The sequence below is a fragment of the Brucella haematophila genome (assembly GCF_005938105.1).
Classification (GTDB): Bacteria; Pseudomonadota; Alphaproteobacteria; order Rhizobiales; family Rhizobiaceae; genus Brucella; species Brucella haematophila.
Window position 1 is genome coordinate 432,204 of the sequence record NZ_VCPE01000003.1, and the last position, 23,178, is coordinate 455,381.

A 23,178-nucleotide genomic window follows, 5' to 3' on the forward strand; every position below is an offset into this window, starting at 1 on the left:
AATGAAAATTTGCGCATGGTGAGCGAGAAAATTGTACAGAATGCCGATTTATTAGTCAGATCAAGCTGTTGGAGCGAACATCAATACCGGTGAAGGACGGGTCTAGAGTTTTCTGTGCGGGATGGTGCTTGCGTAAATGTTCAGGGATTGCAGATAGCGGTCAGCATTGGTCAGTGCCTCAACAGACTGAGGACGATTGCGGTTGGCCAGAAGGCCGCACAGTACCTCTGAAACTGCAAGAGCGGGCGTCAAAGTATGAAAGAACGTTTGGCTTTCGGTGGAAACCAGCACGCTTTGATTTGCGATCGCGACGAGGGGAGAAACCTCGCTGTCTGTGATGGCGACGATCGACATATCCTTTTGCCTTGCGGCCTCGGCAAGTTCCAATGTCTGTAGTGCATAGGGATTGATTGAAATGGCAAAAAGGGCGTCATCGGAGCCTGCATGCATGAGCGCATCACCGCCGGTTCCTGCCGGACCGTCCAGATGTATCGTCTTGTCGCCCAACAATGACATCACATAGTGAAAATGCCAGGCAACGGAATGGCAGGATCGAAGCCCGAGCACGTAGACACGACGGGCTTTCAAGAGGTGATCGGCCACAGCGCTTAACTGGTTGAGTGACTGGGGCTCACAAAGTCGCGCAATCTGGGCCGACAGACCTTGAAGCATATTGCGGGCCAGATCGTTGGTGTCGCCGCCCGGCGTATCGACATTGTATTGCAGGGCGCGAGCAGCAAAACCATCGGCGCTGATTCGAATTGCCTGCGCGTGATGGGACCGTATTTCTTCGTAACTGTCCAAGCCGAGAAACTTGGTCAAACGCGTGATCGTGGAAGGCTGTACGCCAGCATTGCGGGCAAGTTCCCGCATGGACACAAGGGCGACATCTTGCGGGTGCGCCAGAATATATCGGGCGGCTTGCTGCAACTGATGTGACATTTCGTCAAAGCGAGCAATGATGCGCGCCCGCAATGGGTCGGTATGCAACATTTGTATCGTCTTTCGTCAGATGGATTTGGATGGAATTTGGCGGTCTTGCGTAAAAAGTCAAATAATTTCGAACGTTATGCCGCGATGGCCGTCGACAGAACTCTGATCAGAACGTTTCATGGATGCCAAAATAATACGTTTGTGCCTAAATTTTACACTATAAAACATATGTTGCAATAATGCGAAAAGCCTGCAACAAATGTGTCAGACGCAGGTCGTTGAATTTTTCAGGGCAATCGAGAGAAACATGACACGAATTCTTCACCGTTCGATTGGCGCCAATCTACCAAGAGCCGTGGGCGGTCACGGTATCTATATCACGGACAGTGAGGGGCGCAGTTACATCGATGGGTCGGGCGGGGCGGCTGTGAGCTGTCTTGGTCACGGCAATGCAGAAGTTACTGCGGCGATGAAGGCGCAGATCGATCGTATCAGCTATGCGCATACGTCGTTCTTCACGACCGATGCGGCGGAATCGCTTGCCGAACGTCTCGTCGCCATGACCCCGGACGGGCTCGACCATGTCTATCTGGTCTCGGGGGGGTCCGAGGCGGTGGAAGCCGCTTTGAAAATGGCGCGGCAATATTTTGTTGAAATCGGGCAGCCGCAACGCCGCCACATCATCGCGCGTCGTCAAAGCTATCACGGCAACACCATTGGCGCGCTGGCGACAGGCGGCAATGCCTGGCGCCGCGCACAGTTCCAGCCCATCCTCCCGGAAACCCATCACGTATCGCCCTGCTATTCTTATCGCGACCAACAAGCGCAGGAAGATGGTGCTGATTATGCAACGCGTCTGGCCGCTGAACTCGAAGCCAAGATCATTGAGCTGGGTGCTGATGAAGTCATCGCTTTCGTCGCTGAACCGGTTGTAGGCGCAACGCTTGGCGCGGTTGGCCCGGTCGCCGATTACTTCAAGAAAATACGGGCTGTTTGCGACAAGTATGGCGTCCTTCTGATTTTGGACGAAGTCATGTGCGGTATGGGGCGTACTGGAACTCTTTTTGCGTTCGAGCAGGAAGGTATCGTCCCTGATCTGGTCACAATCGCCAAGGGCCTGGGTGGTGGTTATCAGCCCATCGGCGCGGTCGTTCTCTCGGAGCGCATCTATCGTGCATTTGCAGACGGCTCCGGTCTGTTCCAGCATGGCCATACTTATATCGGTCATCCGGTTGCGGCGGCAGCTGCCGACAAGGTCGTGGAAATCCTGACTGGCAGCGACATTCTCGACAATGTTGTCCGCATGGGTGAACGGTTGCAGTCCGGTCTTGAAGCGGCGCTCGGACAGAACGCACATGTAGGCGATATTCGCGGACGCGGACTTTTCCGTGGGATCGAGATCGTAGCCGACAGGGATTCCAAAACGCCATTCGATCCTGCCAAGAAGCTGCATGCGCGGATCAAGCGGGAAGCAATGCAGCGGGGGCTTCTGTGCTATCCGATGGGTGGCACAATTGATGGTGTTCGCGGCGATCATGTGCTTCTCGCACCACCCTATATTATCCAGCCTGAAGAAGTTGATTTGATCGTCGACCGGGTGTCATCTGCAATCGAAGCGGCAATTCGGAGCTGACGATGGGGCATTGCGGAGCGGCGCTGGTTGAGCAGTTTCGCGGTACGAATACCGTTCCCGGCGGCGTAATCGGGGTTTGTGAGAACAATGGCGTTGAATTCGTGCCATTGTTCCACACGCTTCTCGGGGCGTTGGGGCCGGCGGGCGAGGCGATTGCATTCTATACCGATGAAACTCTACGTGGGCTGGATCACTCTGGTGATCTTGATGGACCGCAGATACAGCAACTGAAAGACGCCGCCGCTGCTCAAAACGTTGTGCCGGTGGTTGGTCTTGGGGTCAAAGACCAACGTTTGGCCGGTGTCATGCGCAATGCATCACTCGTCATTACGCCTGTGGGCAATGAAGGGGTCTACATCAAGGTGCATCAATGGCACAATGAGAAGCTCTACATGCGCGGTGGAAAATGGCGTCTATTTTCTAAGTTGCAACCGGGCAGGCCTGCATGGGGATCAGCGCTTTATGGGGCGGTCTTGTGTTATTGCCCCAGACGGGCGGGTGGTCGGTCATCTTGATCATGACCGAGAAGATGTGCTGAGGGTTGAACTCGACCTCGACGACATTGCCCGTTATCGCGCAGCGACAGGAATCTGGGTCGACCGTGTTCCGGAGCTTTATGCGAAATACGCTCCTTCCGTTGAAAAAAATTAAATCACAAAGAGAAAACAATGACCGAGACACCATGCCCGCCGCTTAAAGATGCCGACTGGCCCGCAGCCATTGAAGATCTTCGGTCCGGTTTTGCTGGCGCCTTGAATGTATATCGAACGATGGCATATCATCCGGATCTCGTCCGGGCCTGGGCGCCGTTGCGCCAGCATATTGTGAAAGACACCGCACTGGGGCTGGAGCGTTCAGAACTGGTTATTCTGCGTTCGGCACACCGGATGGGATCAGCTTACGAATGGGCGCATCATGTGAGCCGCGCGCGCGTGCTGGGAATATCGGATGAGCGCATCGCAGCCATGCGGTCGACGCCAGAAGGTGAAGATGGCCTGATTGCGGAAGCTGTCGATTGCCTTTTCGACAAGAGGCGGTTGCCACTCGATCTTGAAGAAAAGCTGGCCGCTCAAATTGGGCGAGCAGCTGTTTTCGATTTGATCGCTACGGTTGGCTTTTACTCAGTGCTTGGTTACATTCTCATGACATATGAGACCCCGATTGATGAAGCGGTAGCAAAGGAATTGGAGATATCTCCACTTTGATCACAGCTCCAAGAGTTTGATCGCTATTGGCGGAATGCGCATTCCCGCTTTTGAGAAAAATGGCAATCCAATGCTGTTTTTGAGAAAGGTAAGAGAGGCAAAATCGAGCAGCTGAAAGTGTTGTACGGAACAAGGAAGCGCTAAGTAGCAACCTTTCGGAGCGATTTCTCAATTTCTCCGCCACAATAGGCTTGGCCATAGGCATTGAAGCTTTTGGTGTCCAATGCCGCGAGGGATGGGATTGCCTGCATCCGTTTGGAATGACCCATGATTGTGGGGGAGGTCTCTTCGATTATTGTTCTGATGACCGAGAACCGATCAGCCATCGTCGCCCAGAGGATAGCAGTCACGATATCGGCTACGCCAGGTTTTTCCGATCCCAGCATAAATCCTGTATCAGCTTCAAGTCCGTTTCGTTCGCCGGTGTCTTGAAAAATCCGAAGCCACTTTTGCAACCGGGGAACGAAGTCTTTCCATTTCTCACGCGTCCACATTTCGCGTCCGCCATTGAGTGTCAGTTCATCAATCACATCGTTCGCATCGTTTACGATCTTGGCAGTCAATGCCCGGCCTTCTGTCGTCGTAGGCAGAAGTTCTAGCCGCTCTCCAAGATATATTGCGATGGCCGGCATCTGCGATACCGCAAAATTGTGATGGGGATCGATCAGAACCGGCGGTCCCATGAACGCTATGGGCTGCTCCTCGACAGCAAGGCCCATGATTTCTTCGATCTCGTCGAAATCGTGTTCGTTCCAGGAACATTCACCAAAGGCCAAAATGCCTCGGATAAACTGACCACGGAATGGTACAGGCCAGTAATAAAGATCGAAGTCGCTCATGTCGCTCTCCTTTTGAATGCTCAAAAGAAACTGGCTGGACGCACTCCGGTTCCAGGCGTCGGAGAAATCGGCGCTTTTTGCTCGACCGCTTATTTCGTGTATGTTATTCAGAAATTGAATGTAATTCTATAAATGGAGAAGGCATGGTTCTCGAGCTTAATGGCGCGCTGCGCCTCCACATGGTCGTCGGTGATCCCATCGCGCAAGTTAAATCGCCACAGGGCGTCACCGAAATGCTTCAGGCTCGGGGACATAATGCTATCTGCATACCAGGACATGTGCGGCCTGAAGATTTACTCAGTTTCTGGCAGGGCGCCCGCACACTTCAGAATCTGGATGGTGTTATTGTCACTGTTCCTCACAAGATCGCGGCTACGGTCATGGCAGATCGTCTTTCTGAGACGGCGGCATTCTTGGGTTCCGTCAATACATTGCGGCGGACACCGACAGGCTGGGAAGGGGCAATGTTTGACGGGATTGGCCATGTTGCGGCCCTGCGCAAGGCTGGATGCAAACTGGAAGGCAAACGAGTCTTGCTAGCAGGCGCTGGTGGTGCTGGCGGAGCCATTGCCTATGCGCTTGTGCAATCGGGTATCTCGGAGTTGGCCATTCATGAGATGGACGAGATACGCCGAGATAATCTGATCCATAGGCTTTCTTTATTGGGCTTGGTGAAAATCACTGTCGGCACATCTGATCCGACAGGGTTTGATGTTATTGTGAATGCGACGCCTGCGGGCATGAAGGACGGCGATGCTCTCCCATTCGATGGTGAAAAGCTAACGTCCGATATGTTTGTTGGGGAAGTGATCACCAAACCGGCCATCTCGCCGCTTGTGGCTTGCGCCCGCGAAATCGGCTGCGGCACGATCACCGGCGCGGATATGTTTGTCGAAGTGCGTGACCTGATGGTCGAATTTCTCTGTGCGGTGTGATTGAGATGAGCAGGCATTTCGCACTCGCATTTCTCACCATTCCAGATCTTGCTCCAGCAGATGCAATCCGCATTGCGGCGGAAACCGGGTATGACAGTGTCGGTTTACGCCTGCTTCCAGCCGCTGCCAGCGGCGAAGGACCTTATCCCATTCTCACCGATTCGGCAGTTCTGAGAGAAGCCCGATCCGCGCTATCCGACACCGGCATACGTGTTGGCGATGTCGAGATCGTGCGTTTGAATGCACAGACCAATGTGGAAGGTTTTCTGCCGTTTCTGGAATGTGCGGCAGCGCTCGGCGCTGCAAATATTCTGGTTGCCGGTGACGATCCTGATCCAGAACGGCTTACCCAGACTTTTGCAGGTTTTGCAGAGCTTGCTGGCCGCTACGGTTTGACTGCCGATCTCGAATTTATGCCGTGGACCGGAGTGCGGGACGCACGCGAGGCCTTGACCATTGTGGAAAAGGCGGGTCAAGCCAACGGCGGTGTGCTCGCCGACGCTCTGCACTGGGATCGGACGGGTGGTAAAGTCGAAGATCTTATTCTTATCCCGCCTGAGCGTATTCACTATTTTCAGATATGCGATGCGCCCAAAGATTTTATCGGCACCAATAGCGAGCTGATCCGCGTTGCGCGCGGCGGTCGGCTGTTTCCGGGGCAGGGCGGGATCAACTTACGTGCATTTCTGGAAGCGTTGTCAGCAAATGTGCCGGTAAGCGTGGAAATCGCATCCGAGGAATTGAACGCTCGACTGACGCCTCGCGAGAGGGCGGTTCAGGCACTGGCCGCGACATCAAGTCTGGTAAATTCAATAAAGTGAAACATAATTATTTTCTGGAATGATATTCAAATTTATGTATAACGATCCTTGCGCGGAGGAGTGAGGATCGTGAGGCCTTCGACGCATGAGAGCACAATCGTCGCATCATGACGGTGGACTGCACTGCATTGCAGTGTGGAACGCATGCGATTTGGAGGAGGAACAGATGAACAGCATAGATGCCGTCGGAGCCGACGGCGTAAAACTGAAACTTGCAACGCGCAGTGGTGCGCGAGGAACAGTTGGCAGCGAGCATGCGAAGCCGGAAATTGGCGCTTCAGAAGCCATTGGGGCTTCGCAAAACTGGTCTTCGTTGAGAGTCATCATCCTTGCCATCTGCTTCTTGTTGAACGCGATCGATGGCATGGATGTTGTCATTCTCTCCTACATCGCACCTGCGCTTTCAGCAGATTGGGCGCTGTCACCAGAGCGCCTTGGCGTGGTGTTCTCTGCAAGCCTTGCGGGTATGGTGATTGGCTGCTTCTTTGTTGCCCCTCTTGCAGACAGATGGGGTCGTAGACCGCTGACAATTACAGCTCTCTCGGCAATCACTGTCGCCATGATCCTGAGCGGCTTTGTTACCGCAGTCATGGAACTTGTTGTTCTGCGTTTCTTCATCGGTGTTTGGATTGGAGCTATCCTGGCTTCGATGGCTGCACTTGCCGCAGAATTTGCGCCAGTAAAGGAGCGTTCCTTTGCTGTAGCGGTCATGACTGCGGGTTACCCGCTAGGAGCCGTTTTTACCGGTCTTGCCATGGCGCCACTGCTTCCTGTCTATGGCTGGCATATGATGCTGATCGGTGCGGGGCTTGCCTCACTGATCGTATTGCCATTCGTTTGGTTCTTTCTACCGGAATCGCTGGATTTTCTGGTCCGCAGGCAGCCGAAAAATGCTCTGCAACGTACCAATCATGTGCTTGCCAAGCTCGGCATGGAGCCGGTTAAGCAACTGCCGCAAAAGTCCTCAGAAGAGAAAGCCGCCGGTTTTGCGACCATCTTCGCCGAAAATCGTCTGGTGCCGACGATCTGGCTTTGGGTGGGGATATTCATGGGCTTCCTATCGCTCTATTTCGTTATCTCCTGGGTGACGAAGCTTGCCTCACAGGCTGGGCTGACTTTGGAAAATGCCATCTATGTCGGCGCAATCCTGAACTTCGGCGCTTTTCTTGGAACGCTGCTGATGGGCAAGCTGTCGAACCGCTTTCCGCAAGGCATAGTCGGTGCGGTGTTCCTTGTTCTGGCTGCTGCCCTTCTGGTGGTTTTCGGAACAGTACATATGTCGCTGGGTATCGTACTCTTCACGGCTTTCCTTATGGGGATGGCGATCTATGGCGGCTTCAATTCCTTCTACGGCCTTGCCGCCAGCCTTTATCCGGCTGCCGTCCGAGGCACAGGTGTTGGTTGGGCTATGGGAGCAGGGCGCTTTGGTGCGGTTGTCGGCCCGTCGATGGGTGGTGTCCTGATCGGCTCGGGAGCAAGCCTTTCCACAGTGATGATCGTTTTTGCCGTGCCATTGTTGATTGCGGCTATCGCGGCTCTCTATTCCCGCGCTCGATAGTCACGCGTTTCTGGCAGATAGGAAGTACATATGTCTCCCGATCACTCCATCGATAAAGACGAGGCGATGGCTCTTTCCAATCGAGTGGCATGTGATGTCCTCGTTATCGGTTCTGGTGCCGGGGGACTTTCCGCAGCGGTGGCGGCAGCCCATTTTGGGCTCAAGGTCATCGTTGCTGAAAAGGCCGATGTGTTCGGTGGCACCACTGCGTTTTCCGGTGGTTGGCTCTGGATACCAAATGCGCCGCATGCAGTGTCGGTTGGAAAGGGCGAGAATCCCGATGGCCCCAAAGCCTATCTGAAGCATATTCTGGGTCAAAGTTATGATGAGGCTATGATCGACGGCTATCTGCAAGCAGCGCCGCGTATGGTTTCATTCTTTGAGCGTAACACGCAGGTCCGCTTCAATCCGGGCAGCGGCGTCCCGGATTTTCACGGTAAGGCTCCGGAGGCGGCAACGGGTTGGCGCTCGGTTGTCGCTGCACCTTATGACGGTCGCGAACTTGGTTCATTGATCGGAAAACTACGTGCACCGATTCCTGAGACGACGTTTTTGGGCATGGGCATCGCATCGGGTGTCGACATGCGCATGTTCTTGACCGCTATGCGCTCGCTCAAGGCATTTGGCTATGTAGCGCGACGCGTGTCGAAACATTTGCGCGATCTTGTTGTGCATCGGCGCGCGATGCAACTCGTTAATGGCAACGCGCTGGTCGCACGACTATTGCGGTCGGCATCCGATAAGGATGTTGCACTTTGGGCGGGAGCCGCAGCCAGTGAACTGACGACTGATCAGGGGCGTGTGACGGGCGCGGTCCTCAAGACCGACAAAGACTTCGTTACTGTGACGGCCAAACGCGGTGTTGTGCTCGCAACTGGCGGGTTCCCGCATGATACGGCTCGCCTTTTCGAACATTTGCCGCATGTGCAAGCTGGCACAGAGCATGCATCTGCTGCGCCTGTGACGAACAGTGGCGATGGCATGCGCCTCGCTGAAACGGTGGGTGGTCACGTGCCCAAACATATGGCGCATGGCGCAGCCTACGCACCGGTGTCGCTCGTTCCACGCAATGATGGCGCGGTGGGTCGTTTTCCGCACCTTGTTGAGCGCGGAAAGCCAGGTGTAATTGCCGTGCTGGCATCGGGAAGCCGTTTCACCAATGAGGGTGGACCCTATCACGACTATGTTTGTGACATGATAGCGGCGACACAAAACGGGCAACCTGTTGTCTCATGGCTCATCTGCGATCATCGCTTTTTGCGTCGATATGGTCTTGGCGCGGTCAAGCCAGCCCCTATTCCATTTCGAAAATGGGTAAAGAACGGCTATCTCATCAAAGGTTCGACCGTCACCGAATTGGCTGAACGCTGCGGCATCGACGTAGCTGGCCTCAATAAGACCATTACAGCTTTCAACCACCACGCGGGGATGGGGGAAGACCCGGAATTTCAGCGCGGCGAAACGCTTTACCAGCGGGTGCAGGGCGATCCTGATCAGAAACCCAATCCCTGTATCGCCCCCATCTGCAATGGACCTTTCTACGCGGTGCGAATTGTGCCGGGCAGCCTGGGCACCTTTACTGGTATCGAGACCGATGCGTGCGCGCGTGTTCTCGATGTGTCGGGTCAGCCGGTTCCGGGTCTCTTTGCTGCGGGCAACGACATGAACAGCATTATGGGTGGGCACTACCCAAGTGGCGGCATAACACTCGGTCCCGCAATGACTTTTGGCTTCCTCGCGGCTGAGACTATCGCCAAGCGGGTAGCAACTGAGAGCAAACAGGCCAACAGCAAGGAAACAGAAAATGCAATCTGATCTCGATCAGCACACATCAGACGAAGTCGATCTGCTGGTTTGTGGGGCGGGCGCTGGAGGAATGACAGTAGCACTCGTCGGTGCTCTGGAGGGACTAAATGTCCTTTTGTGTGAAAAGACAGATCGGGTTGGTGGTACAACCTCGACTTCAGGCGGTACAACATGGGTACCCGGTACACATCTTTCAGAAGAGGCAGGGGTTCCTGATACTGTCGAAGATGCCCGCGCTTTTCTCGAAAGTGTTGTCGCCAATCGGGGTGGCATTCGTCTCCGCGATGCGTTTCTCGCTTCGGGGCGTGAGGCTATCGAAGATCTGGACCGTCGCACAGATGTAAAATTTGCGGCCGCGCTTGCACATCCGGACTATCTTGACGGGCCGGGTTCTGCCTATGGCGGTCGAGCTTTAGGGCCGATTGCATTCGACGGTCGCTTATTGGAGCGTGACGATTTCGACCGTGTTCGCCCGCCGCGCCGCGAATTCATGGGGCTTGGCGGGATGATGGTTGGGCGCAATGAATTGGGCGCTTTGCTCGCACCTTTCGGCTCCGTTGCCAATTTTCGCAGTACGATCCAGATTGTCGGGCGCTATCTGCTTGACCGTCTGCGCTATCGGCGTGGAACACGTCTTTTGATGGGAAATGCACTGGTGGCGCGACTTTTCTACAGTCTGCGCAGGGCAAAGGTGCCGGTGTTGTTTGAAACGAGTATTCGCGAACTCCTTGTTGAGAATGACCGTGTTGTCGGTGCTGTGCTGGAGGGACCATCGGGATTGCGCCGCATACGGGCACGTAAAGGTGTCGTGCTGGCTACAGGCGGCGTGTGCTGGAACAAGAAAATCCGTGACCGGCTGTTCCCTGAAAGTGCGCGCGATTACTCTTTGGCGCCCGTTACCAATACCGGCGACGGAGCCGATGTGGCAATGGCGATTGGTGCACGTTTCGAGGATGGCGGTGATAGTCCCGCACTTTGGATGCCATGTTCATCCTATCGTCGGGCAGATGGCACATTGGCGGTGTGGCCTCATATCATTCTCGACCGCGCGAAACCGGGTCTTCTGGCGGTCGATGCTGCTGGCAAGCGTTTTGTCAATGAATCCAATTCCTATCATGACTTTTCGATGGGGCAGATCGGCAATGGCACGAATCCGGCTCATCTGATCTGCGGCACAGAATTTCTGCATCGCTACGGTATGGGAATGATCTTGCCAGGAGCAAAGAACCTGAAGGCGATGCTCAAGGCTGGATATGTGATTGAGGGCGCGACTTTGCCTGAACTGGCAGTGAAGATTGGCTGCGACGCGGAGATGCTCGTCAAGACAGTCGAAGCCTATAACCGTTCTGCCGCAACAGGTGTGGATGAAGTCTTTGGACGCGGCACATCGGTGATGAACCGCTTCAATGGCGACGCCAGTTTTAGCCCCAACCCGTGTCTTGGACCGGTCGGTAAGGGTCCATATTACGCGATGGCAGTTCGCCCATCCGATCTGGCCTCGAGTGCGGGCCTTTCGGGTGACGAGTTCGGACGGGTTCTCAATGAGAACGGTGAACCGATCCACGGACTTTATGCTTGTGGCAATGATCTCGCCTCGATCTTTCGCGGAACCTATCCGGGACCGGGCACGACCATTGGTCCGGCCGTGGTGTTTGGATGGCGCGTGGCTAAACACGCCGCAGGCACGCTTGCCGAAGTACCCCACACGACGTCCGACGTGATTATGAATGAAAGGAAGAAACATGCAACGCTATGAGATCGCAACGCTTTCCACGACTATGGGGGCAGCCGCCAAAGTTGCACCGGCAGTGGAGACATTCGCCGGTGAGGGCAAGGGACGTCTTCTTGGTATTTTTTATGCCGATATCGGAGCGCTGAACAAGGTTCTGGTTCTGCGCGGGTTCGAGAGCGCCGCTGATTATGAAGTCGAGCGAGAGCGTACGCTTCGCGCAGCAAGCCCATTCGGCGCAGCTGAATGGCTGACCGGTCTGGAACTTGAGGGATATGCGCCATTCCCCTTTCTGCCACCGGTTGAAACTGGCAGCTTTGGTCCGGCCTATGAATTTCGCACCTATGTTCTCAAAACCGGTGGTCTCGAGCCGACGATACGGGCATGGGAAGCGGCGGTGCCAGCACGCACTGAACTTTCAAAGCTGTCCATCTGCATGTATGGCATCGACGGCAAACCACGCATGACCCATATCTGGCCTTTCACGTCGGTGAACGAGCGCGGTCAGATTCGGGCGGATTCCGTTGCTAAAAGCGTATGGCCACCGAAGGGCGGGCCGGATTGGCTCACGACGGACATGCATTCAACCATCGCCTTTCCGACTGCAAATTCGCCTTTGAAATAAGCTGCGATAAAAACGGGAGAAGAAAGTGGCCTCGTTTCCTCTTGGAGTGAGTACGATCAGTGATGCCTGGACGGTGCCTCTGGAGGAGTCCCTGACTCGTCTGGCAAAGCTTGGCTTCACGCATTTCGATGTAATGGTTAGCCCGGCGCATCTCGACATCCAGAATATGACGGCACGTGATTATGCGCGTATCCGTCGGTTTCTGGAGACAGAGGGTTTGACCATCCATTCGCTGACGGCGCAGAGTCTGGATCATAACCTTGCTTCTCCCCGCGAAGAAATTCGCGATATGACAGTCGGCTTCAACAAGAAGCTTTTGGACGCGACCTATGAACTCGGCGCGCAAGGCTTTGTCTCCGTATCGGGGCGATACAATGCGCTGAATGCGCCGCCAAAAGCTCAATTGGAGGGCTGGCTCCGGGGCTCACTCGAGAAGACGGTCGCTTATGCGGAGCGGGCTGGGGTAAAGGTGTTTCTGGAAAACATCCCGATGGGGGTATTGCCGGATGCAAAGAGCATGGTCAAATGGGTGGAAGAATTTTCCAGCCCGGCCCTGACCATCTGTTACGATCTTGCCAATGCACATTTCATCAGTGAGGACCTGAGCGAAGCCATTCCCTTGGTGGTTCCTTATCTCGATATACTGCACATGTCCGATACGGGTAAAGGCGCCTGGAAGCACGACCCTATTGGAACAGGCAGCGTCGATTTCACGGCTGCAGCCCGTGCGCTCGCCAGCTCTGGATATCAGGGGTTGTCGGTTGTGGAGATTCTCAGTTCAGAGCCCGCCACGGCAATCCGGGACGCTTTGCTAAAGCTTGAGCCTCTGGGTTGGACAGTGTCTGAATAACTCAGCCTGTGCAAGGCCGGCTAGAGCCTGTTTCAACACTGCGTTAAGCTCTATGCGGAGCCTTCGAAACAAGAGAAGCCCCGAGATGGATTGCCATTTCGGGGCTTGTTCGGTGTTGTGGAACGGGCCTCAGCTTCGCTTGTGCAAGCCGGGAAAGTAGCGCGATCCGCTTGCTGCGAGACCGATTTCTTCTGCTGCTCTGGTGAGGTGCGGCGCAAGTTCCGCCATGCGCTCTGGTGTCATGCGAACAGCAGGTCCGGCGATTGAAAGGCAACTAATAACCTCGCCGCTGCTGCGAACCGGCACGGCCATTGCAGCCATGCCGACAATGTAGCTGTTGACCGAAACCGAATAACCGCGCTTGCGTGTCTGCGCCAACACTTTCAGGAGTTCGGTGATTGTGGTTGGAGCCCCAGGCCCGGACGGCTTGCTACTATTGTTAAGACCTTGACGCGCGACGCGCTGCAAAGCCTCATCATCACTCATAGAGGCAAGCCATGCCTGACCACCGGCGCTTGTGGCAAGATGAACATTAACGCCCTGCTCTTGTCCGGGGTCGTAGCGCAAGCCGCCCGTTGCGCCTTGCGCCACCGCGACGCAGATCAGATCGTCGCCATCAATCACCGAAAGACGAATCAACTCACCGCTGGTTTGGGCCAACCGGTCCAATATCGGCTGGGCCACATCTCCAACACCGGTGCGACCAAGAAAGCCCACTCCAAGTGCCGCAAGTTTCATGGTGAGTGCGTAATCGCCCTGATCTTGAACCTGGCGAACATAACCAAGGCGAATCAATTCGTTAAGCGTTCGGTGTACGCCGCTCGGTGGTTGATTGACATGCTGGGCTATCGCTGAGACGGAGAGACCCGCGGGACGAGCGGCGAGCAGCTCGATGATGGTCAGCGATTTTTCAAGAGCGCTCATAGCATTCCATTTCAGTTGCCTATGTTCTTTTTGGCATATGAGCCGTGACAGTCAAGGCGATTACCGTACTGCGACCCTAGAAATGGTGCCGATCACGATGACACGCGGAATGGATTGATGCTGCACGGAGAGATATTTGGCGAAGTTGGCCGTGATTGAATTATTCCGGAAGTGGCCCGATACGATCAAGCTTGGCACTGCGCGCCGCCCGACCACCGAGTGCCCGCACTGGCTCGTTATCGATGCCGTAACGTTCCGCCATCAACATGATATGCGTGGAAAGATGTTGGAGCGCTTCGGTGATCCGGTCGGTTTCAAGCAGCTCGACAATGACCAGATGCTCGGCGCTGGAAAATTTACGGGCAGGCAGCGACGAACGATGCGACCGTAAGGCTGCTACTTTGCCGGCCACAAGATGGTAGGCGTTCACCAGATAAGGATTGCCACAGTTTTCCAGTGCGGCGTCGTGAAAATGATCGTCTGCCCGGGCGCTGCGCAAAGCATCGCCAGCGTCACAGGCCTTAATCATGTCTTTCGCCGCTGCGCGCATTGCTTTCAGCGTTTCATTGCGTCTACGCATCATAGCCAGGCGCACCGCTTCAACTTCGATTGTCTTTCTGAACTCGCATAGATTCACAGTATCTTCGTGGGTCGGCAGAAAGACAAAGGTGCCCCTCTGCGGTTGCACGTCAATCAGGCCCTGTTGCTCCAGCAGAGCGAAAGCTTCCTTCACGGGGCTGCGGCTATCGCCGAGCGCTGTTGCGAGCTTGTCTTCCGACAGAGCATCCCCCAGCTCGAGTTCACCGTCAATAATTGCCCGCCGCAACCTGTCAGTCACGCGTGCGCCCAGCGAGGATCGCGGTTTTGAATGCATTTCTGCCGCCCTTTCCTTTTTGGGCCTAATAAGATTCCAGCTCAATGAATTGAATCATGTACGCGTCTGCCGGGGGCGAAGCAACACCCCCGGCGACATGACATCGTTTCACCTATATGCCGTCGAGGAAGCGTTTTGTCGCCGCCATGCCCTGTTTTGCGCGTTCAAGGAAACCAAGTTCCGCGTCGCCTTTGTGCGGAGTTTCGACGCTGATCACGACATCATCAGGCAGGGCGGACACCAGTTCCCTGAGTCGCAGGCCGCCATCGCCCGGGAACAGTCGCGCGGTTCGTGCCTCAGCAATATAGCCAGCATTGTCCATGGGCTGTTCAGCCGGTGCGTCGCAAAGTTGAAGATAGAGTGCCAGCCCTTCCGGTAACGCCGCTACATCTTCGGGACTGCCGCCAGACCGAAACAGATGCAACGCATCAATCAACAGCCCAACATTCTTGCGACCTGACGCGACGGCAAGGCGCGTTGCATCATGGATCGTCGCCGTTGAACGCCAGCGCATGAATTCCACAGCCATTTTGATATCGTATTGTGCGGCTGCATCGGCGATACGGGCCAGATTGTCCGAAGATCGCGACGGGTCTGAATCCTCGCAGGTGATTTGCATCACCGGCATATTCAGTTCACCGGCTGTCTCGATGACCGGAAGCCAGGACGCGACATCGGTCTCCGGCAACAGTGTAAACACTTCCCCGTCGTAAAAGGAGACGCCTGTGTCTGCGGCGACAGCCTTGATTTCTTGAATCAGCGCCTTTTGACCAACAATAGGATGGGTGAGGTCCAGTCCATGCGGTGCGATCAGCCGCAGACTAACCATGTCGTAACCGCACGAAGCCGCGATTTTGACGTTTTCGACAGGCGGGCAGCCGAAGACAGTCAGATAGGCGAGGGAGAGAGGATGTTTTTTATACATTTTGCGGCCTCAATATGTAGCACGACCACCGGAAACATCGAAGACCGCGCCGGTTGAAAACGAGCATTCTTCCGAGGCAAGCCAGCTCACCAGTGCCGCAACTTCGTCGGCTTCACCCAGCCTGCCGATTGGGATTTTAGCCGTTACAAAGGCTTTGAACTCAGGCGTGAGCTGGTTCATCATCTCGGTTTCGATTGCCGCCGGGGTGACGCAATTGACGCGGATTTGTGTAGGAGCAAGCTCTTTGCCGATGGACTTGGTCAAGCCGATAACGCCAGCTTTGGAAGCAGAATAGGCGACCGCGTTGGGGTTCCCCTCTTTCCCGGCGATGGAGGCAATATTGACAATGCGGCCATATCCGGTTTTGAGCATTTCGCGCACCGCCGACTGGCAGCAGTAGAAAACGGCATCCAAATTGAGCGACATGACGAAACGCCATCCGTCATGTGGATATTTTTCGAATTGCTCCAGAGGACCATTGTGTCCGGCGCTGGTAACGAGAATGCCGAGCGGCCCCATCTCTGCAACTACCTTGGCGGTCGCGGCTTCGACCTCCGCGGCATCCATCACATTCACAACATATCCCTTGGCGCCCGGCAACTTTGCAGCGGCTTCCTCCACGCGCTCGCGGTTGATATCCCAAAGCGCGACCTTGTGCCCTTTGGCTGCAAGACGCGCGGCAATGGGAAATCCGAGTCCTCCGGCGCCTCCGGTTACGATCGCAACGCGTGGCATTTCCTGATCTGCCATAATGGCTTTCCTCCCTGATATTCAGGCCGTTTCCACGGCCAATGTGGATGTGACGCTCGACGCTGGCTCTTCCGCGAGCCAATCTTGGGCTTGACATTAGTAGAATACTAACATTCTAGTAGCCTAAATGGGTCGGAAACGACCGACTTGTCAAGCGGAGAGGACGCGGGGCAAGCAGAATGGAGGAGAAGAATATGGGACTGAAGGGCTCTGCCTTTCTGGCGATCTGGCACGACATCGAAGATGGTGCACATGAGGAATATATCGAATGGCATACTCGGGAACATATGCCCGAGCGTCTCTCGATCCCTGGTTTTGGAACCGGCAAACGGCTCCACGCGCCTGCGGCGGCACGATATGTCTTCGGCACGATTTACGCGGGTGAAACCGTGGAAACTTTTCGCTCGCCCGCTTATCTCGAACGTTTGAACAATCCGACACCTTGGACCGCCGCGGTCGCTCCCAGTTTTCGCAACTTTTTGCGCGTTGCCTGCGAAAGACTGGTGACTGCCGGTAATGGCGACGGCGGCTGCATGGCGACGGTTCGGTTCGACCTTTCGGCCAGCGAAGGAGAGGAAGGGCTGAGGACAAAGGCGCAAGCGCTTGCCGACCAGATGCTTGCCGTACCCGGTGTTGCTTGCGTTCATATCGGTATCGCCCGCAGTGAGGTTTCCAGCGTTCGTACCAAGGAAACCGAGTTGCGCGCTGAAATGAATGAAGGCGGCTTCGATGTGGTGGTTCTTATCGAAGGAGCATCAAATCCGGGACTTCATGCGGCGTTGCCGCAGATTGAACGGCTGGCAACAGAAAGCGGTGTTCTGTCTTCCCCCATCAGCAATATCTACGATGCTGCGTTCTCTTTGACCGCAGACGACATGAAGGGGGCAGCATGACGCGGGTTCTCATCACGGGCGGGGCAGGTTTTCTGGGCGGATGGATTCTCAAGGCGCTGAAGGCTCAAGGTCACGATGTGCGCATCTTCGACCGTACCAGTGATCGACGCATTCTCCGGGAAATCGTCGGCAGTGAGGCTGAGCATGTAGAGTGGTATCAAGGCGATATCACAGACGCAGAGGCGGTAAAGGCGGCTGCCAAGGACTGCGCCTCTATCGTACACCTTGCTGCGCTTCTAACACCTGCGTGCAAGAACGATCCGGTGCTGGGAGCGACCGTCAATCTGATTGGTACGCTGAATGTCTTCGAAGCAGCCAAAGCAAACGGGATCGAGCGGGTGGCCTATGCCAGCAGCGCCGCAGTCTTTGGCCCTGACGACGGAATGACGCCGCATCCTGTTTCGCAATATGGTGCTTTCAAACTCGCATGCGAAGGAAGTGCACGAGCCTATTGGTACGATGCTGGCATTGCCAGTATCGGCCTGCGTCCGACCGTTGTTTATGGGCCGGGCAGGGAAAGCGGGCTTACCGCAGGCCCAACACTTGCCTGTCGAGAGGCCGTTCGCGGCAATGCTTATACGATTGGCTATTCCGGGCCGCAGGATATGGTTTTCGTTGCCGATGTGGCGGCGGCATTTGCGGCGGCGGCAACACGATCTTACGATGGTGCGCATGCCTTTTCATTGGGTGGGGCATGCAAGGACCTGTCTGATGTCATCCGGGCTATCCGGTCAGAAATACCCGGTGCCGAAATCGATTTTTCTGGTGACCCTGTGCCGATGGCGCCGAATATCGCTGAGACCGACAATGAGCGTTTGCTTGGAGCCATTCCCGTCACGTCGCTTCGTGACGGAATAGCACAGACCATTGCGCATTACCGCTCAATGGAGGGGATGATCTGATGTTCATCAACGGCGATAAATCGCAGGATCATCTCGGTCATCGTCTGCAAGCGGGCATCGATAGCATCTTCTGCAAGAAGTTCGCGACCGAAGAGTACCTTCAGCGTATGCCGGTTGGAGACATAGGTGAAACCAAGCGCCGAGATGGAGATATAGAGATCAAGCGGATCCACATGGCGGAAAAGACCTTTCGCGACACCGCTCTCGATAATCGTCGATACTCTGTTGACGATGGCGCTGTTGAGCCCCTCCATGTCTGCCGCCGCCTGCAAATGGACAGCGCCGTGCAGGTTCTCCGTGTTGATCATCCGTACGAAGGCTGGATTGTCGATGTAATAGCGGAAGGTGAAAGAGATCAGCGCTTTCATCGCCCCAATGGGATCGGCAGGATCAAGGTGCAACTGTTCTTCTGCGGAACGGATGCCCACATATAAGTGCTCCATCGCTGCAAGGTAGAGTTCCTCCTTGCTGCCGAAGTAATGATAAACCATTGCCTTGTTGGAGTTCGCCCGTTGTGCGATGCGGTCCACCCGAGCGCCGCCGATTCCATGGGTGGAAAACTCCGCTATCGCGGATTCAAGCAGCAGGCGCCTGCGTTTCTCCGGCGATCTCTGTCCAGGGTCAATTCCGGGATCGAGCGTGTTCTGTGTTGGCATCGTATCGGCATTCGTCATTTGGATTCCTCGGACTGGCTGTCCTCTTACCACATTGGCAGGCATTGGGCAGCAGCTAGAGCGTAAGTCGTTGATCTGCGGTTAGGCATAACACATGGATTGACATCAACCAACCGGTTGGTTAATTAAAAAATGAATACAAGGTTCGGATCGCGAAGAGGAGTCGCAGTCTGGACAACACGGCACAAACCTTGAGGAGGACTATTAATGCCGAGCAATTTCTCATTTCGTAACGCAGCACTGGCGCTTTTTGCAGGCGCAGCGATGGTGCTCGGAGCTTCTGCAGCCCACGCGCAGGCTCTGGAGAAAATCAAAAGTGCAGGCGTCGTCCGTATAGGCGTCATGGGCGAGCAGGCCCCGTGGGGTTCAATCGACTCCGCCGGAAACAACATTGGTTATGATATCGATGTTGCGAAACTGATCGGCGAAGAAATGGGCGTCAAGGTTGAGTTCGTGCCCAATGCTGTCGCTGCGCGCATTCCAAACCTTTTGACCGGTAAGGTCGACTTGCAGATGGCCGTAATGGGTATGTATCCGGACCGCGCCAAAGCTGTCCAGTTTACCAAGCCCTATGCCGGCCTGAAGATCATTCTTTTGTCGAGTGCCAAAAACAACATCACCAAGATTGAAGATGCCAAAAGCCTTCGCATAGGCGTGCCGCGCGGTGCGGCGCAGGACAAGGCGATCACGGGACTTCTAGGTGATGTTAGCAATATTCGTCGCTTTGACGATGACAGCTCCACGATGCAGGCGCTGGTATCTGGCCAGGTTGACGCCATCGGTGGCAACACGACCTATAAGATCAATCTGGATAAGGCCGCGCCGGGTAATGACTACGAGCAGAAACTGGTCTTCAACGAGCAGTGGATGGGTGTAACGACCAAGCTTGGCGACAAGGAAATCAACGCCTGGCTGAACCAGTTCATCGACAAGATCAAGGCCGATGGTCGCCTTGAGGTGATCAACAAGAAGTGGCTCGGCGAAGACAAGCTTCCGAACTTCCCGGAGAAGCTTGAAGGTGTGTCCTACACCGTCGAATAACATCGACCACATTTCCAATACTGCATGATGAAACGGGGTGCGCGGCCACGATTGCGCAGTCGCGCCCTTCGTCTTCCACGGAAAGTCTGAACATGCGTAAAATCTTCATTTTGAATGGTCCCAACCTCAATCTGCTCGGCCAGCGTGAGCCGGAAATCTACGGTCGAACGACGCTCGATGAAATTCGTTCCTGGTTGGAGACGGATGCTGCAGAGCTTGGTGTGGCGATTGAATTTCGCCAGTCGAACTTCGAAGGTGAGATTATAGAATCCATTCATGCCGCACGTCAGGAAGCGGTGGGGATCATCATCAATCCGGCTGCCTATACGTTCACGTCAATTGCCATTCTTGATGCACTCAAGATGTTCAATGGACCCAAGATCGAGCTGCACATTTCCAACGTGCATCAGCGCGAAGAAATCTATCACAAGTCGCTCGTATCCAGAACGGCAACGGCGGTGATGGCAGGCTTTGGGGCGAAGGGCTATCGGCTTGCGCTCAGAGCAATGACGGAGATGACGGCATGACACGCATTGGTCTTATGGGGGCTGGCCTGATTGGCCGCGAACACGCAGAACTTCTGACTTCGAACCGGCGCGCAGAAATCGCCGCCATCTGCGATCCGACGCCCGCAGCCGCGGAAATGGCGGCCAGACTTTCAGTGCCGCATTTTTCTGACTATGGCGCGATGCTCGATCAGGCAAAGCTGGATGGTGCAATCATCGCCTTGCCGAACCAGTTGCATGCACCGGCAGCTCTGGCTTGCATCGAGCGCGGAGTACCTTGCCTGATCGAAAAACCGATCGCTGAAAGCCTGGCATCGGCCAGCCGGATTGTCGAGGCTTCCGAACGTTCAGGTGTTGCCGTGCTTGTTGGCCATCAGCGGCGTCACAGCCCGGATATCCGTTCGGCAAAGCGTGCCATTGAGGCTGGCGAACTCGGTCCCCTTGTTGCCGTGAATGGCATGACCTTGTTTGATAAGCCGGATGATTATTTCAATACAGAATGGCGGCGGAAGCTCGGTGGCGGTGTTCTACTGATCAATCTGATCCATGACATTGATGTGCTGCGTTATCTGGTGGGCGAGATCGAGAGCATTCGCGCTTTTACTTCGTCGGCGCGTCGTGGCTTCGAAGTGGAAGACACTGCAAGCATTTCAATCCGCTTTGTAAATGGTGTGCTTGGTACGTTCCTGATTTCCGATGGTGCCGTCAGTCCGTGGGCCTGGGAATACACGTCGGGTCAAGCACTCTATCATCCAGCGCAACCCGGACCTTGCCTCTTCCTCGCCGGACGCAAGGCGGCATTGTCCGTTTCCGATATGTATCTGTGGCGGCATGCAGAGGAAAGCGATCACTGGCAGCATCCGCTGATCCGCGAATACCGGCCGGGTGATGGGTCGTTGACCTATGTGAACCAGCTTGATCATTTCGTTGATGTGATCCATGGAAATGCCAAACCGTTGATTACGGCGCGTGATGGCATGTCGACCCTTGCAGCAACCCTTGCAGTCGATGTTGCGGGACGTGAAGACCGAACTGTCACGCTTGCGGAGATGCTGAATGCCGTCGGGGTAGCCGCATGACCCGCAGAAAGACATCACTCTCGTTCCTGACCGGGCTTGGCGTCGCGCCGGAAGAAGCTGTGCTGGCGGCAGCGGAGGCAGGTTACGATTATCTCGGCTTTCGCCTGATGCCAGCTGTCCCGGGTGGCCTGGCTTATGCGCTGATGGATGAGCCGGCTCGTGTGAAAGCACTTCTCAACCTTATGGAAGACAAGGGCGTTGAGGTCTTCGACATTGAGATGATCCGTATTGGACCGGAATTTGATCCTGAGCCGTATTTGCCGTTTCTGGATTGTTCGGCGCAATTGGGTGCTCGCGCCATTCTCGTTGCAGGGGATGATGCTGACGAGGTTCGGCTGACCCACTCATTCGTGAAGCTTTGCGAGGCCGCACGTCCTTTCGGTCTTTCGATGGACCTGGAATTCATGCCCCAATCCGAACTCCGCGATCTCGCCGCGGCGACCCGTGTGTTGACTGCGGCTGACCAGCCGAACCAGGGTGTTATCATTGATACGCTGCACGTTTCGCGTTCGCGCTCGACTATTGAAGAAATTGCCGCAGTGCCGCGCAAGTGGCTGCACTATGCGCAGATTTGCGATGCTCCCGCCGAAATCCCGGAAAGTCGAGACGAGTTGAACTATGCCGCGCGGCACGAGCGGCTTCTGCCCGGTGAAGGCGAACTGGATCTCGCTGGCATGTTCGAAGCGCTGCCGGCGGATATTCCGGTTGCGGTCGAAATCCCAAATGATCGTCAGTCGCGAGGTCTGTCTGCCACCGAATGGGCGAGACGCGCGCTGATAGCATCAAATGACGTACTGGCAAAAGTGACCGGGGAGGTTGTAGCGTGAAAAGCCTTGAAACCAAAACCATTCAGGGTGTGAAGATTCCCAGCCTCGGACTGGGCACGTTCGAACTGAAAGGGCCGGAAGGCGAAGTTGCAATCCGCACGGCAATTGAGCTTGGCTATCGCCAGATCGATACGGCCATCCGTTATGGCAACGAAGCTGAGGTAGGACGCGCTGTTCGTGAGAGCGGCGTGGCCCGTAGTGAGCTGTTCGTCACGACGAAGATATGGTTTACCGAGCTTGATCCAGAGACAGTCGCCCGGCGCGTGGATGAAAGTCTGGAACGGCTTGGCTTTGATTATGTCGATCTGCTTCTGGTGCACTGGCCAAGCAAGACGGTTCCTCTCGGCGAAACCCTGGCCGCTTTCGCAGAAGCAAAAGCGAGCGGTAAGACCCGTCTGATCGGCGTCAGCAATTTTACGGTCGCACTTCTGGACGAAGCGCTTGATGTGCATAAAGCTGAGCTGTTCTGCAATCAGGTCGAGTATCATCCGTATCTGTCACAAGAGAAGCTTCTCACGCGTATGCGTCGGGCGGACATGCTTCTAAATGCCTATCAGCCGATAGCGCGGGGCAAGGTTTTCAGCTCGGATGTCCTTGTTCAGCTTGGGCGGAAGTACGGAAAGTCTGCGGGCCAGATTACTTTGCGCTGGCATCTACAGCAGGACAATGTCGGCGCCATTCCACGTTCCGCCAAGCCAGAAAACATGAAGTCCAACCGGGATATTTTCGACTTCGAACTGTCGGCGGAAGACATGGCGGCGATCCACGCACTTGCACGCGGCGAGCGCTTTTCCAGTTTCGAATGGGAACCGGATTGGGACTGAGTGCCATGCTGGAGGAGGATAGAAT

The 23,178-nt window shown here is 55.3% G+C and carries 25 protein-coding genes; 18 read left to right on the forward strand and 7 right to left on the reverse strand.

Annotated elements, in window-relative coordinates:
- Positions 1-102: 102 nt before the first annotated feature.
- Complete coding sequence (locus FGI60_RS07165) at positions 103-993, reverse strand: MurR/RpiR family transcriptional regulator (protein ID WP_138784560.1); 891 nt, start codon at positions 991-993, stop codon at positions 103-105.
- 247 nt (positions 994-1,240) lie between these two features.
- Here FGI60_RS07165 and FGI60_RS07170 point away from each other — a divergent pair, with 247 nt between their 5' ends.
- Genes FGI60_RS07170 through FGI60_RS07180 form a run of 4 tightly spaced genes read left to right on the forward strand, consistent with a single transcriptional unit; the run spans position 1,241 to position 3,771 of the window.
- Positions 1,241-2,566: an aspartate aminotransferase family protein gene (locus FGI60_RS07170; RefSeq protein ID WP_138784561.1), complete on the forward strand. Its 1,326-nt coding sequence runs from the start codon at positions 1,241-1,243 to the stop codon at positions 2,564-2,566.
- Positions 2,567-2,568: 2 nt separating this feature from the next.
- Positions 2,569-3,081: a carbon-nitrogen hydrolase family protein gene (locus FGI60_RS07175; RefSeq protein WP_210238431.1), complete on the forward strand. Its 513-nt coding sequence runs from the start codon at positions 2,569-2,571 to the stop codon at positions 3,079-3,081.
- Positions 2,966-3,217, forward strand: a complete 252-nt coding sequence (locus tag FGI60_RS26790; protein WP_210238422.1) for a nitrilase-related carbon-nitrogen hydrolase — start codon at positions 2,966-2,968, stop codon at positions 3,215-3,217. The genes FGI60_RS07175 and FGI60_RS26790 overlap by 116 nt, the downstream gene beginning before the upstream one ends.
- Positions 3,218-3,234: 17 nt before the next feature.
- Positions 3,235-3,771 (forward strand): carboxymuconolactone decarboxylase family protein, encoded by a 537-nt coding sequence (locus tag FGI60_RS07180; protein ID WP_138784562.1) that lies wholly within the window; start codon positions 3,235-3,237, stop codon positions 3,769-3,771.
- Positions 3,772-3,911: 140 nt separating this feature from the next.
- Here the strand turns inward: FGI60_RS07180 and FGI60_RS07185 are convergent, their stop codons facing one another.
- On the reverse strand, positions 3,912-4,610 hold the full coding sequence (locus FGI60_RS07185; RefSeq protein ID WP_138784563.1) for a glutathione S-transferase: 699 nt from the start codon (positions 4,608-4,610) through the stop codon (positions 3,912-3,914).
- 143 nt (positions 4,611-4,753) lie between these two features.
- On the opposite strand from FGI60_RS07185, the gene FGI60_RS07190 reads away from it, so the two are divergent.
- The 7 genes from FGI60_RS07190 (at position 4,754) to FGI60_RS07220 (ending at position 12,934) form a co-directional block, all read left to right on the forward strand.
- Positions 4,754-5,545 (forward strand): shikimate dehydrogenase family protein, encoded by a 792-nt coding sequence (locus FGI60_RS07190; RefSeq protein ID WP_138784564.1) that lies wholly within the window; start codon positions 4,754-4,756, stop codon positions 5,543-5,545.
- Between the two features lie 5 nt (positions 5,546-5,550).
- Positions 5,551-6,366, forward strand: coding sequence for a sugar phosphate isomerase/epimerase family protein (locus FGI60_RS07195; RefSeq protein ID WP_138784565.1), 816 nt, complete (start codon positions 5,551-5,553; stop codon positions 6,364-6,366).
- Between the two features lie 166 nt (positions 6,367-6,532).
- On the forward strand, positions 6,533-7,924 hold the full coding sequence (locus FGI60_RS07200; RefSeq protein WP_171058721.1) for an MFS transporter: 1,392 nt from the start codon (positions 6,533-6,535) through the stop codon (positions 7,922-7,924).
- A 30-nt stretch (positions 7,925-7,954) separates the two neighbouring features.
- A complete protein-coding gene (locus FGI60_RS07205) occupies positions 7,955-9,739 on the forward strand; it encodes an FAD-dependent oxidoreductase (RefSeq protein ID WP_138784567.1) in 1,785 nt (594 codons plus the stop codon).
- Positions 9,729-11,486, forward strand: a complete 1,758-nt coding sequence (locus FGI60_RS07210; RefSeq protein ID WP_138784568.1) for an FAD-binding protein — start codon at positions 9,729-9,731, stop codon at positions 11,484-11,486. The genes FGI60_RS07205 and FGI60_RS07210 overlap by 11 nt, the downstream gene beginning before the upstream one ends.
- Complete coding sequence (locus FGI60_RS07215; RefSeq protein ID WP_138784569.1) at positions 11,473-12,084, forward strand: NIPSNAP family protein; 612 nt, start codon at positions 11,473-11,475, stop codon at positions 12,082-12,084. The genes FGI60_RS07210 and FGI60_RS07215 overlap by 14 nt, the downstream gene beginning before the upstream one ends.
- Before the next feature lie 25 nt (positions 12,085-12,109).
- A complete protein-coding gene (locus tag FGI60_RS07220) occupies positions 12,110-12,934 on the forward strand; it encodes a sugar phosphate isomerase/epimerase family protein (RefSeq protein WP_138784570.1) in 825 nt (274 codons plus the stop codon).
- A gap of 129 nt (positions 12,935-13,063) precedes the next feature.
- Here FGI60_RS07220 and FGI60_RS07225 read toward each other — a convergent pair whose 3' ends face one another.
- The 4 genes from FGI60_RS07225 to FGI60_RS07240 form a co-directional block, all read right to left on the reverse strand.
- Positions 13,064-13,858 carry an IclR family transcriptional regulator gene (locus FGI60_RS07225; RefSeq protein WP_138784571.1) on the reverse strand — a complete coding sequence of 265 codons (795 nt, stop codon included), beginning with the start codon at positions 13,856-13,858 and terminating at the stop codon, positions 13,064-13,066.
- Between the two features lie 160 nt (positions 13,859-14,018).
- On the reverse strand, positions 14,019-14,732 hold the full coding sequence (locus FGI60_RS07230; RefSeq protein WP_138784572.1) for a GntR family transcriptional regulator: 714 nt from the start codon (positions 14,730-14,732) through the stop codon (positions 14,019-14,021).
- Positions 14,733-14,844: 112 nt separating this feature from the next.
- Complete coding sequence (locus FGI60_RS07235) at positions 14,845-15,657, reverse strand: sugar phosphate isomerase/epimerase family protein (protein ID WP_138784573.1); 813 nt, start codon at positions 15,655-15,657, stop codon at positions 14,845-14,847.
- Between the two features lie 9 nt (positions 15,658-15,666).
- Positions 15,667-16,407, reverse strand: a complete 741-nt coding sequence (locus tag FGI60_RS07240; protein ID WP_138784574.1) for an SDR family NAD(P)-dependent oxidoreductase — start codon at positions 16,405-16,407, stop codon at positions 15,667-15,669.
- Between the two features lie 194 nt (positions 16,408-16,601).
- On the opposite strand from FGI60_RS07240, the gene FGI60_RS07245 reads away from it, so the two are divergent.
- Complete coding sequence (locus FGI60_RS07245; RefSeq protein WP_138784575.1) at positions 16,602-17,300, forward strand: hypothetical protein; 699 nt, start codon at positions 16,602-16,604, stop codon at positions 17,298-17,300.
- Complete coding sequence (locus FGI60_RS07250; RefSeq protein ID WP_138784576.1) at positions 17,297-18,202, forward strand: NAD-dependent epimerase/dehydratase family protein; 906 nt, start codon at positions 17,297-17,299, stop codon at positions 18,200-18,202. The genes FGI60_RS07245 and FGI60_RS07250 overlap by 4 nt, the downstream gene beginning before the upstream one ends.
- Here FGI60_RS07250 and FGI60_RS07255 read toward each other — a convergent pair.
- Positions 18,175-18,876 (reverse strand): TetR/AcrR family transcriptional regulator, encoded by a 702-nt coding sequence (locus FGI60_RS07255; RefSeq protein ID WP_171058722.1) that lies wholly within the window; start codon positions 18,874-18,876, stop codon positions 18,175-18,177. The genes FGI60_RS07250 and FGI60_RS07255 overlap by 28 nt on opposite strands.
- Positions 18,877-19,083: 207 nt before the next feature.
- Here FGI60_RS07255 and FGI60_RS07260 point away from each other — a divergent pair, with 207 nt between their 5' ends.
- The 5 genes from FGI60_RS07260 (at position 19,084) to FGI60_RS07280 (ending at position 23,153) form a co-directional block, all read left to right on the forward strand.
- Complete coding sequence (locus FGI60_RS07260; protein ID WP_138784578.1) at positions 19,084-19,917, forward strand: transporter substrate-binding domain-containing protein; 834 nt, start codon at positions 19,084-19,086, stop codon at positions 19,915-19,917.
- A 92-nt stretch (positions 19,918-20,009) separates the two neighbouring features.
- On the forward strand, positions 20,010-20,444 hold the full coding sequence (gene aroQ / locus FGI60_RS07265) for a type II 3-dehydroquinate dehydratase (RefSeq protein ID WP_138784579.1): 435 nt from the start codon (positions 20,010-20,012) through the stop codon (positions 20,442-20,444).
- Positions 20,441-21,502: a Gfo/Idh/MocA family protein gene (locus FGI60_RS07270; protein WP_138784580.1), complete on the forward strand. Its 1,062-nt coding sequence runs from the start codon at positions 20,441-20,443 to the stop codon at positions 21,500-21,502. The genes aroQ and FGI60_RS07270 overlap by 4 nt, the downstream gene beginning before the upstream one ends.
- Positions 21,499-22,329 (forward strand): sugar phosphate isomerase/epimerase family protein, encoded by an 831-nt coding sequence (locus FGI60_RS07275; protein WP_138784581.1) that lies wholly within the window; start codon positions 21,499-21,501, stop codon positions 22,327-22,329. The genes FGI60_RS07270 and FGI60_RS07275 overlap by 4 nt, the downstream gene beginning before the upstream one ends.
- Positions 22,326-23,153, forward strand: coding sequence for an aldo/keto reductase (locus FGI60_RS07280; protein ID WP_171058723.1), 828 nt, complete (start codon positions 22,326-22,328; stop codon positions 23,151-23,153). Before FGI60_RS07275 ends, FGI60_RS07280 begins: the two co-directional genes overlap by 4 nt.
- Positions 23,154-23,178 lie beyond the last annotated feature (25 nt).